Below are 11660 nucleotides of genomic sequence, written 5' to 3' on the forward strand. Positions count from 1 at the left end.
CGCATGTTGATGCCACGTAAGGTCAAGCATCGCAAGCAGCACCACCCGAGCCGTAACGGTGCAGCCAAGGGCGGTACCGCGGTGACGTTCGGTGACTGGGGCATTCAGGCTCTCGAGCCTGCCTACATCACCAACCGGCAGATCGAGGCAGCTCGTATTGCCATGACCCGCCACATCAAGCGCGGCGGCAAGATCTGGATCAACATCTACCCGGATCGCCCGCTTACCAAGAAGCCTGCCGAGACCCGCATGGGTTCCGGTAAGGGTTCGCCGGAGTGGTGGATCGCCAACGTCAAGCCGGGCCGCGTCATGTTCGAGATGACATACCCCAACGAGGAGACCGCTCGCGAGGCCCTGCGCCGCGCGATGCACAAGCTCCCGTGCAAGTGCAGGATCGTGTCGAGAGAGGAGCAGTTCTGATGGCTACTGGTACCCCAGCCGCAGAGCTCCGTGAGCTCACCGAAGAAGAGCTGATCGCGAAACTGCGTGAGTCGAAGGAAGAGCTGTTCAACCTGCGCTTCCAGATGGCGACCGGACAGCTCGACAACAACCGTCGGCTGCGCACCGTTCGTCACGAGATCGCCCGTGTCTACACGGTCATGCGTGAGCGCGAGCTCGGCCTGGCCGCCGGACCCGTGAGTGATGGAGATGCCGCATGAGTGAGGACAAAGCAGTGAGCACGGAAGAAGTACGTAACCGTCGGAAGGTCCGGACCGGCTACGTGGTCTCGGACAAGATGCAGAAGACGATCGTGGTCGAGCTCGAAGACCGCGTGAAGCATCCCCTGTACGGCAAGATCATCCGTCGCACCACCAAGGTGAAGGCGCACGACGAGAACAGCACAGCTGGTGTCGGCGACCGCGTCCAGCTGATGGAGACCCGCCCGACCTCTGCGACCAAGCGCTGGCGTTTGGTCGAGGTGCTCGAGCGCGCGAAGTAAGAGCAAAAACGCGAAAGGCCCGTCCCTGTTGGGACGGGCCTTTCTGCGTTGCCTGCGGTCGGTGTCGGGGGACCCCTGCTGCCGCCGAACGTGGTGAAAGGACCCCTGACCCCGGTCGGTGCGCCGACAGGGGACACGACAATGGGCGCCCGTGCCGTGCATGCGGCTCGAGCGCCCATCGTTGTCGTTGCAGGAGCGTCAGCTCCGTCGTGCTAGCGGTGTTTCAGCAAGGCAGTGCGAGGAACTGGCCGAGCGCGCACTGGCCTGCACGCGAGAGCTTCCACTGGCCGTCGATTTCGCGCCAGCTGACCTGTGTGGTCCACGGGTCGTAGCCATCGGTGGCCGTGAACAGAGTTGCGGTCGCGAGGTCACCGTTCACGGTGACGGGTCCGACGACGTCCCAACGGAAGCTCGGGGGAGCGGCCGCGAGCAGACCTGCGACGGTGTCGACCTGGCCGAGTCCGGCTTCGCCGGCTTCCAGCGCTGCACCACGGACCGAGCGCGGCAAGCTGATGTCGACGGCGGTTGCGAGATTGGCGCGCAGCTGGCCGGTGGTCGGTGCCGCGACCTGGTGAATGGGGAGGTCGCTCGGTGCTGCGGAACCGATTGCCGTCGGTCCTGCGAGCAGGCCGAGGGTGGCGATGATCGCCGCGGCTGTGAAGGTCGCCGCTCTCTTCCAGTGAGTCATAGTCGTCCTTGCCAATCTGTGTGTGTCCGCTGTTGCTGCACAGCAGTGTTAGGTAAGCCTACGCATATGATCAAGGGCAGCCAATCCCTTCCGGTGTACGTGGTCGTAATCACGCCGTGATCGGTCGCTCGCTGGCTGAGGGCCGTGGGCCTCTCTAACGAGATAGGTTATGCTAACCAACATTCAATGAGTTGGACTAGCTAGTCGTTGCGTGCGGTCGGTTCCACCTGTTCCAGCCCGCTGTTCTCGCCGCGGTGGCTACCTCAGGAGTCAACTCCGTTAAACGCAGGAGTAGTGATATGCCGAAAACCGTTGGTTGGATTCGCAAGTTCCACAAGCCGAGCTCGACCTCGGCGTTGCCGCTGCTGATCTTCCCGCACGCGGGAACAGGCGCGTCGGCGTATCGGACTTTCTCGAAGGCGCTCAGCGCGAACTTCGACGTCATCATCTTCCAGTACCCCGGCCGCCAAGACCGCGCGAAGGAGCCGATGGCGACGAGCATCGGAGAACTTGCTGCGGGTGCGCTCGCGGAATTCGTGACCTCCGAATACAACCGTGACGTTCCCATCACAGTGTTCGGGCACAGCATGGGCGCGATGGTCGGCTTCGAATTCGTGCGGCAGGCCGAAGCCGCCGGTATCGAGATCGGTCTGCTCGGTGCCTCGGGAGCGGTATCGCCGTCGCGGGTCGTCGACATGCCCTCCCATCCAACGCGTGACGAAGACCTGCTCGATCACCTGGCAGCACTCAATGGGACAGGTGCCGCCGTGCTTGCCAGTCGCGAAGTTATGAAGCTTGCACTGCCTGCGCTCAAAGCCGACTATCAGGCCTTCGACGCCTACGAATGCCCGCCGGAGGTCAAGGTGCGCACTCGAATTCACGTCCTGGGCGGATCCGAGGACGACTACGTCACCGCTCGTGAACTGCACGGCTGGGCCAAGCACAGCGAACAGGACATCGAGGTCACCCTGTTCGACGGCGGGCACTTCTACTTGAACGACAACGTCGACGGCATCGCCGAACTGCTCGAATCCGAAGTCGCGTCCGCACACTAGTTCGGCTCGACTCGAGAGGCTCACATGACACCCGCAGCACCCGATTCATCGACCGAAACAGCGTCCGGCGAGGTCGACCACATCGTCATCGCTGGAATGGGGGTCGAGGCGCCGGGAGGCATCGACAACCTGCCCGCGTACTGGTCGGCGCTGGCCGACGGACGAGATCTGATCGGCCGCTTCCCGCGCGATCGGGAATGGCCACTCGACGAACTCCTCGCCCTCGATCAGGTCGAGGGCTGGGGTGCGGTCCGCGACGCTGGTGGCTTCCTCGACGGTGCGACCGAGTTCGATCCGGCGTTCTTCGGGATCACACCTCGGGAAGCGATCGCGATGGACCCGCAGCAGCGGGTGATTCTCCGGGTCGCGTGGCGGGCACTCGAACATGCCGGCATCAACCCTGCCACGCTCGACGGCGACGAGGTCGGCGTCTTTATGGGAGCGTCGATCTCCGAGTACGGACCTCGGGCAGCCGAAGTGAACGACCTCAGTGGCTATCGCGTCGTCGGCACCGCGCTGGGCGCGGTTGCAGGCCGGATCTCGCACTGCCTCGGCCTCACCGGGCCGTCGGTCACCGTCGATACGGCGTGCGCATCGTCGCTGACGGCATTGCATCAGGCTGCCGCCGCGATCCGTGGTGACGAATGTGAATGGGCACTCGCGGGGGCAGTCTGTGTCATGGGTTCGCCCGCAGCGTTCTACGAATTCGCCAAGAACAATGCGCTGGCCACCGACGGCCGGATCCGCGCCTACTCCGAGAGTGCGACCGGAACGGTCTGGGGTGAAGGTGCGGGAGTTGTTGTGGTGGAACGTGAATCGCGTGCCCGCAGCCTCGGTCACCGGGTGTACGGACGTGTGCTCGCCACCCGAATCAACCACAACGGCAAGGGTGCGCCGATCGTCGTTCCGAGCGCGTCGGCACAGGAGCGGTTGGTGCGCAACACGATTGCCGCTGCAGGGATATCGGCGGAGCTCGTCGATGTCATCGAAGGGCACGGGACCGGAACCCCCGTCGGCGATCCGCTCGAGCTCGACGCGCTGTGCAAGACCTACGGCGATCCGGAACTGTCGACGCGCGGACCGCGGCTCGGCTCGGTGAAAACCAATGTGGGACACGCGCAGGCGGCTGCGGGCATGCTCGGCCTGATCAAGTTGCTGCTGTGCGGGGTGAACGGTCAGATCGCGCCGAGTCTGTACGCGGACGACCCCACGACGGCGACGGACTGGGATGCGACCACCCTGCGTCTGGCCGCCAAGCTCGAACCGTGGGAAGCATGCGACGGTGTCCGGTACGGCGCGGTGTCGTCGTTCGGCGTGGCAGGAACCAACGCTCACGGCATTATCGCGATGCCAGTTCTCGAGGAGTCGAACCTTGTCTAGGTACCTACTGCCCGACGGCACGACATCGGTGCTGCTCTCGGCGGACACGAGGGAGACGTTGCGGCGGGAGTCCGTCGCACTGCTCGACTATCTCGCGCAGCGTCCGGAGGTGACGCCCGCGCAGGTTGCCGCGACGCTGTTTCGAACACGGACGGCGCGACGGTTCCGCGCGCTGGCGATGGTTCGCGACCGGACCGAGCTCGACGCAGCGCTGACGTCGATCGCGGAGGACAGTCCGAATCCGAAAGTCGTCACCTCGATCGGTCCCGCGACGAAGCGGAAGCGGGCCTACGTTTTTCCGGGTCAGGGCAGCCAATACCCGGGCATGGGGCGGATGTTCTACAGCGAGTCGCCGGTGTTCCGGAAGGCTGTCGACGAAGCAGAGGAGCATTTCGCGCGGTTGTTCGGAATCTCGCCGCTGGCCTACCTACTGCACGATTCGGAGAAGGACGGCGAGCGTCCCGACGCTGTCGAGATCGTTCAGCCTGCTCTGCTGATGCAGATGGTCGGCCTCGCTGCGATGTGGCGTGCGGCAGGTATCGAACCGGCGGCAACGGTCGGGCACAGCCAGGGCGAGATCGCGGCCGTCTACGTGTCGGGGGCCTCCACGCTCGCCGACGCGATCCGGGTGGTGACAATTCGGGCGAATGCGGTTGCCGCACTGTCGCTTTCCGGCTATTCGATGGCGGTACTCGGCATCGATCGTGACGAGTGCGAAGCGCTGATCGCCAGGCAGACCGGGTGGACCGAGCTGTCGGTCGTGAACTCGGCCCATCTGTTGTGCATCTCCGGCGACAGGGACACGGTGTTGCAGATCGTCGAATTGGTCAACGCGCGTGGACGGTTCGCCAAGGAGATTCGCGTTCAGTACCCGGCGCACACGTCGATGGTGAACCAGTTTCGCGACCAATTCACCTCGGTAGCGGAGGATTTGGACAACAAGGAGTTCGCGGTTCCCGAGATCGATTGCCTCGGAGCCACACTCGGAGGCGCGATCACGAGTGAGTTCCCTGTCGCCGACTACTGGTTCTGGAATCTGCGAAATCGCGTGCGCTTCGACCTCGCGGTCGCGGGCGCGGCCGACCGCGGTATCGACACCTACATCGAGATTGCCGAACATCCGACCCTGATGCTCGCTGTGCAGGAGACGTTGAGTTCGGCGCCCGACCGCGACTATCAGGTGATCGGCACATCGCGTCGCACCGAGACCGACCTGCGCGAATTCACCCGCAACGTCGCAACGGTCGCCGTCGCCGATCTCGACTACTCGTGGGACAGCCTCCGAGAAGACTCCGATGCGAACACCGCCGCTGTTCCGCCGCTACGAGACTTCCCGCACACCCAGATGAACTCGCGACATCTGTGGGCGCCCTACGCCCCGCCCGCGCGCGTGGTGTCGGTCTCGGCTCAGGCGGCAATGACGCCGCCGGCTCGCCTCGTGGAAGAGTGGCCGCGGCTGGCGCGCCGCAAATTGGTTGCGCCACGCACGATCCGGCTGGTCGATCCTGCCGGCAGCAGTTCGGCGCTGGCCGGGGCCATTGCACAGCGAGCTTCGCGCCATGATGCGACCGTCCACCTCGACGGCGAGGCCGGTGAGCGTAGCGCCGACACCGTGGTGATTTTCGTGCCGCCGACCGCCGAATCCGACTACGCCTCAGCGGTTTCGGAGTTCGCCGACGTTGTCGGAAGTCGTGATTGGGCCGCAGTGCTCGGCGATGACGTCGACGAATGGTGGGTCGTGACCAGCGGCGGTGAGGCCGTTGTCGAAGGAGAGGTGCCGGGGTCGGTGCACAGCGCCGTCACAGCCGGATTCCGTTGTATCGCACTGGAACACATCGGTAGGACGTTGCGCCACCTCGACCTGCCGGCGGATCTTTCGACGGTCGACGATGTGACACTTGCCGATCGCATACTCGACGCCGTTCATACCGCGAACGAACCGGAACTCGCGTTGCGGGACGGCAAGTTACACGCGAAGCGTCTCGTCGCGACCGACGCGGCACCTGCCGCCGAACCACGGGACCTGCGCAACGTGCTCGTCCTCGGCGGCACCGGCCACGTCGGGCTCGAATTCTGCGAGCAGTTCGTTCGCGACGGCGCCGGGCGGATCACCCTGGTCAGCCGTACTGGTGAGACTGCGGCGACGGCACAGCGACTTCGGGAGATCCGGGCGCTCGGGTCGACCGAGGTCGTCGTGGTGGCGTGCGACGTCTCCGACGCGTCGGCGGTCGCGGACCTCGCGGCCGGGTTTGCCGGCAATCCTGCGAGCGTTCTCGTGCATGCTGCCGTCAACTACACCTACTCGGTGTCCTCCGATGTCGACGCGCACTCGGCCGCAGCAGCGGCGGCGTCGAAGATCATCGGGCTAGAAAATGTCCTGAACGCCGTACCGCTCACCGACGAGTGCAGGCTGTTGCTCTGCTCGTCTTTTGCGGCGACTTTGGGTGGCTGGGGTCAGACGTTGTACGCGGGTACCAACCGCATACTCGACGCGATCGCCCACCGTTTGCGGGCGCAGGGACGCGACTGCACGTCGGTGCAATGGGGGCTGTGGGTCCTTCCGCCGCAGGCCGACGACTCGGTGCACGCTCGGGTCAAGGGTTCAGGGCTTGTCGCGATGCACCCGGCCGCGGCGATCGCAGCAGGCTTCGACCACACCGATACCAACAGCATCGTTCTCTCTGCGGAATGGCCGCGGCTACGTTCGATCGCCGATGCGATCGGTCTGGAGCCCGTGTTCGCGCAGGGTCTCGCCACCGTCGAAGAGGCGGTCGTCGATATACCTGCGGTCACCGAATCGGTGCCCGAACCTGAGCCTCGTGCGCCGATCGCAGCCGCATCAGCCTCACCCGCGGTCACGCCCGAAGCGGCGGTGGCCTCGTTCGCCGAGCGCGTTCGCCGCGAACTCGACCGGGTGATGGGCGCGGACGGTTCCGACTCGGTCGACGGTTCGACACCGCTCGTTGCACTCGGACTCGATTCGTTGCAGGCACTCGATCTGCGAAAGCGGATCAAGGTGGAGTTGAATCGCGAGTTGCCTGTCACGGCGATCATGGGTGGTGCCTCGCTCGACGATGTCGTAGCCCTGATGTCCGATGGCGGTGTTCACTCGTGAGCGCACCGGAAATCGAGGACGTTCTCGCACTGAGTCCGCTCCAGGAGGGGCTGTTCTCGCTCGCGCGTCTGGCAGGCGACGACGACCTGTACACGATGCAGTTCGTGATCGAAGTCGGCGGACCGGTCGATGCGGCGTTGCTGCGGCGCTGCGTCGAGGTCATCCTGGACCGGCACGCGAATCTGCGCGCCGCGTTCTGGGACCGTGATCTGCCGAAGCCCGTGCAGATCGTCCCGACCCGAGTCGACCTGCCGTGGTTCGAACGTAATGCCAGCGCAGCGGAATTCGACGCACTCGCCGAATCCGAAGCGCGCACGGGTTTCGATCTGGCATCCGGTCCTGCGCTCCGCGTGGTGCTGGTGACACTGCCGGACGGTTCACGTCGAATGGTGGTCACCGCACACCACATCCTTATGGACGGCTGGTCGCTCGGCGTCTTCTTCCGTGAGCTGTTCGCCTTGTACGAGGCAAACGGTTCGGCTACGGCACTGCCCGATCCGCGCCCGTATCGCGACTACATCGGGTGGCTGGCTTCCCGTGACTCCGATGCCGCAGCGGCGAAGTGGGCCGACTATCTCGGTGCGGTCAGTGGTCCGCTGATCGTCGCCGACCGGACCGATTCGACCATCAATACCGTTGTCCCGCAGCTGTTCAAGCAGGTCCTCGAGGCTTCGGACACCGACCGGCTACAGAGTTGGGCTCGCACCAACGGCCTGACCATGAACACCGTCGTCCAGTTCGCCTGGTCGGTTGTACAGAGCAGGCTCACCGACCGTCGCGACTTGGTGTTCGGTACGACGGTGTCGGGACGACCGCAGGAGCTCGCGGGCGTCGAGACGATGATCGGGCTGTTCATCAACACGATCCCTGTTCGAGTGCTGTTGGAGGACAACGACTCCAGCGTCGTCGGTCAATGTGTGCGGCTGCAACGTGAATCCGCTGTCATGCGCGACAACGGCTACCTGAGCTTGTCGACGATTCAGCGAGCTGCAGGCAAGGGCGCGCTGTTCGACACTCTCTTCGTCTACGAGAACGCACCGGTGTCGGATGTGCTGCGGCCGATCACAACCGGCAGCGGAACCCGGTTCCGGCCGATCCATTCCGAAAGTCTGACCCACTACCCGCTTGCGGTTGTGTGCTTCCTGCTCGACGGCGAGCTGACGGTCGTTGTCGAAGCGGTCGAAGAGATGCTGCCGCAGCTCTCGTTGCCCGACATCGGCACTCGGCTGATCTCGGTCCTTCGCCAACTCCCTGACATCGGTGACGGTGGCCTTTCCGGCCTCGACGTGTTGCTGCCGTCCGAACGCCCCGAACAGCCGGTGCTTCCAGCCGCGGACGTTGCAGGAGTGTCGGTCGCTGACCTGTTCGCTCGGCAGGTAGCCGCAACTCCCGACGCGGTAGCGTTGACGAGCGAGCACGAGCGCTACACCTATCGCGAATTACACCACGCCGCAACAAGTGTTGCGAGTGAGCTGCTTGCTCGGGGAGTGGAACCGGAAGACGTTGTGGCGCTGTCTATGCCGCGCTCCACCCAGTCGATCGTCGCAATACTCGGTGTCCTCTGCACCGGTGCTGCCTATGTTCCGATCGATATCACCCTGCCAGACGCTCGTATCGAATCGATTCTCCGACAGGCGAAGCCGAAGGTTGTGCTGACGGCCGACGACGTTGCGTCTGCTCTGGAGCGTGGCGCGGAGTTAGCCGGTCCTGTCGCGATCCGACCCGACCAGTGCGCGTATCTGATCTTCACCTCGGGCTCGACCGGAGAACCGAAGGGTGTGATGGGCACCCACGCTGCGATCGCAGCCTATTTCGCGGACCACCGCGATCGCGTCTACCGACCCGCGTTCGCCCGACTGCACAGGCCTCTGCGGATTGCCCACGCGTGGTCGTTGAGCTTCGACGCCTCCTGGCAGCCGATGATCGGTCTGCTGGACGGTCATTCGATCCACCTGTTCGATGCCGACGACATGCGCGATGCCGACGGTCTCGTCGCCGGTATCGCACGCCATCACATCGACATGATCGACACGACGCCGTCGATGTTCACCCAGCTTGCGGCCGCTGGACTGACCGGCGAACGGGCACCCCTCGCCGTGCTGGCACTCGGCGGCGAGGCGATCAGCGCACCGTTGTGGAAACGGTTGTGCGCGTTGCCCGATACTGCGGTCCACAACTGCTACGGACCGACCGAGACGACCGTCGAGGCCGTCGTCGCCTCGGTGACCGACATGTCCGTCGATCCGACGATCGGGAGCCCGGTCACCGGGATGACCTCCTACATCTTCGGTTCGGGTCTGCGGGTCGTTCCCGACGGCGTCGTCGGCGAACTGTATCTGTCCGGCGCGCAGGTCGCGCGCGGCTACGTCGGTAAGCCCGCCGTGACAGCCGACCGCTTCGTCGCCGATCCGTTCCGGGCGGGGGAGCGGATGTATCGGACCGGAGATCTGGTGCGGCGCTTGCCGTCCGGCGATATCGGCTATCTCGGCCGCGCCGACGATCAGGTCAAGATCAGGGGCTACCGCATCGAGATCGGTGACATCGAAACGGCGCTGCTGCGGTTGTCGGGTGTCGATGCCGCAGCGGTTGTCGTGCTGGCGCGGCCGAGCGGTCCGACCCTCGTCGGATTTGCCGCGGGTGCGGATCTGGAGCCGGTTCGGCTGCGTGCAGCGTTGACCGATCGACTACCCGGATACATGATCCCGTCGCGGGTTCTCACCGTGCCGCAATTGCCGGTGACCACAAACGGCAAACTCGATGTGCGCGCTCTGACGGAACTCGCGCAAGATGCGTATCGCGTTGCTGCAGGCGCTGATTCGGCGCCGCAGACGGCAACCGAGCGCATCCTGTGCTCGGTTTTCGCGGAACTGACCGGAGGAACTGCGCCGGGTATCGACGACGATCTCGTCGACCTCGGTCTCGACAGCATCGCAGCGATCGCCTTGGTCAACTCGCTGCGGCGTGCCGATCTGGCGATCAGTCCGCGAATGATCCTTGCGGCGCAGACGATTCGCGATCTCGCCGAAGCAATCGACAACCGTCCAGCCGACGACTACTCGGGAGAATCGTTCGGCTACGGCGACGTCGGCACTGTGCCGATCGTGTCGTGGATGCACGAGTTCGGCGGCTATCGCAGGCTTGCACTGAACATGCTTGTCAACCTGCCCTCCGCTATCGACCGGACCGGTCTGGAAACCGTGCTGCAGGTGCTCCTGGACGGGCACGACATGCTCCGTTCCCGTTTCGCGGAGACAGCGGAGGGATTCACCCTGACCAGCCGCGAGCCGGGAAGTGTTCGGGCTGCGGACGTGCTGAGCAGAGTCGAGTCGGACGGCGAGTTCGGGCGGACGCTGCAGCGGCACGCACGCGCGACGGTGGACGAGATCGATCCGCGGTCCGGTGCGATGGTCCGCGCTGTGTGGTTCGCCCGCGAGGATGCCGACGACGTTCTGTTGCTGAGCATCCATCACCTCGCGGTGGATCCGGTGTCGTGGCAGGTTGTCTTCAACGATCTCGCACGTAGTTGGGAACAGTTGGAATCGGGTACCGTGCCGAAGCCGGTCGTCGAGTTCACCGGCTACCGGCAGTGGGCCGACCTGACCCGGCAGCGGTCGGGGACCCCTGAGGTCACCGCGCAACTCGACTACTGGCTGAGCCAGTCCGCCGCGCCGGACCCGACGCTCGGATCGCGTCGATCCGATCCGCGCAAAGACGCGTGGGCGTCCTACGGTTTCGTCCCGGCATCGACCACGGTCGAGGCAACTGCGACGATCTTGAGTGGGCTCACGAAAGATATTGGCGTACGGGAGTTTCTGCTCGCTGCAGTCACCGTCACGCTGGCTGCGTGGCGTTCCGAGACCGGCGCAGATCCAGCGGCGGGCGCGTATGTCGCGATGGAGGGTCACGGCAGAGAGGACGCCGTGCTCGGCGACGCCGTCGACACGAGCCAAACCGTCGGTTGGTTCACGAGCGTCTTCCCCGCGCGTTTCGGTCACGGCGCGGATGCGGTGAATGTGTTGGCAGCGCAGGCGGATCCGAGTGCGGCGCGTGCGGTGCTGACCACAGTCGCCGAGCGGGTCGGCGCGGTCCCGAACAACGGCGTCGACTACGGACTGCTCCGCTACATCGATCAGGTCCCCGAGTTGGTCGCCGCACCGGAGCCCCAGATCATGTTCGATTACCTCGGCAGGCTCGATCTCGGCATGGCCGGGTCGGTCGGGGCGCCATGGGCACCGATCGGCGATCTGGAACTGCAGCAATATCTTCCGGTCGTTCCCGAGCCGGATTTCCCGCTGCGCTATCCACTCGACGTGATCGCCGGCGTGCAGTCCACACCGGACGGTCCGCAGTTGATCACCCTGCTGCGCTGGAGTGCTGCGGTGTTCACCGCCGAGCAGGTCGAGCGTATTGCCGAACTGTGGCACGACGCCGTAGCGGCACTGACCGCCGCTTTATGACCTGCTCTTTTACTAGTCGACGAAG

General features: G+C 64.9%; 8 protein-coding genes. 7 read left to right on the plus strand and 1 reads right to left on the minus strand.

The features are described 5' to 3' along the window. Positions 1-3: 3 nt before the first annotated feature. Genes rplP through rpsQ form a run of 3 tightly spaced genes read left to right on the plus strand, consistent with a single transcriptional unit; the run spans position 4 to position 940 of the window. The gene (gene rplP / locus ACHIRB_RS15420; RefSeq protein ID WP_199703363.1) at positions 4-420 is read left to right on the plus strand and encodes a 50S ribosomal protein L16; all 417 of its coding nucleotides are present in this window, start codon (positions 4-6) and stop codon (positions 418-420) included. Then, positions 420-659: a 50S ribosomal protein L29 gene (gene rpmC, locus ACHIRB_RS15425; protein ID WP_199703362.1), complete on the plus strand. Its 240-nt coding sequence runs from the start codon at positions 420-422 to the stop codon at positions 657-659. Before rplP ends, rpmC begins: the two co-directional genes overlap by 1 nt. Continuing rightward, on the plus strand, positions 656-940 hold the full coding sequence (gene rpsQ / locus ACHIRB_RS15430) for a 30S ribosomal protein S17 (protein WP_199703361.1): 285 nt from the start codon (positions 656-658) through the stop codon (positions 938-940). Before rpmC ends, rpsQ begins: the two co-directional genes overlap by 4 nt. Before the next feature lie 223 nt (positions 941-1163). On the opposite strand, the gene ACHIRB_RS15435 is transcribed toward rpsQ, so the two are convergent. Next, positions 1164-1628: an MTB12 C-terminal domain-containing protein gene (locus tag ACHIRB_RS15435; protein WP_395112803.1), complete on the minus strand. Its 465-nt coding sequence runs from the start codon at positions 1626-1628 to the stop codon at positions 1164-1166. Positions 1629-1927: 299 nt separating this feature from the next. Here ACHIRB_RS15435 and ACHIRB_RS15440 point away from each other — a divergent pair, with 299 nt between their 5' ends. From ACHIRB_RS15440 to ACHIRB_RS15455, 4 genes are read left to right on the plus strand one after another with little or no spacing between them, the layout of a single operon-like run. After that, positions 1928-2683, plus strand: coding sequence for a thioesterase II family protein (locus ACHIRB_RS15440; protein WP_395124073.1), 756 nt, complete (start codon positions 1928-1930; stop codon positions 2681-2683). Positions 2684-2707: 24 nt separating this feature from the next. Continuing rightward, positions 2708-4063 carry a beta-ketoacyl [acyl carrier protein] synthase domain-containing protein gene (locus ACHIRB_RS15445; protein ID WP_395112804.1) on the plus strand — a complete coding sequence of 452 codons (1356 nt, stop codon included), beginning with the start codon at positions 2708-2710 and terminating at the stop codon, positions 4061-4063. After that, positions 4056-7178 (plus strand): nocobactin polyketide synthase NbtC, encoded by a 3123-nt coding sequence (gene nbtC / locus ACHIRB_RS15450; protein ID WP_395124072.1) that lies wholly within the window; start codon positions 4056-4058, stop codon positions 7176-7178. Before ACHIRB_RS15445 ends, nbtC begins: the two co-directional genes overlap by 8 nt. After that, the gene (locus tag ACHIRB_RS15455; RefSeq protein ID WP_395124071.1) at positions 7175-11635 is read left to right on the plus strand and encodes an amino acid adenylation domain-containing protein; all 4461 of its coding nucleotides are present in this window, start codon (positions 7175-7177) and stop codon (positions 11633-11635) included. The genes nbtC and ACHIRB_RS15455 overlap by 4 nt, the downstream gene beginning before the upstream one ends. The last annotated feature ends 25 nt before the right edge of the window (positions 11636-11660 follow it).

The organism is Antrihabitans spumae, from assembly GCF_043944905.1.
Lineage (GTDB): Bacteria > Actinomycetota > Actinomycetes > Mycobacteriales > Mycobacteriaceae > Antrihabitans > Antrihabitans spumae.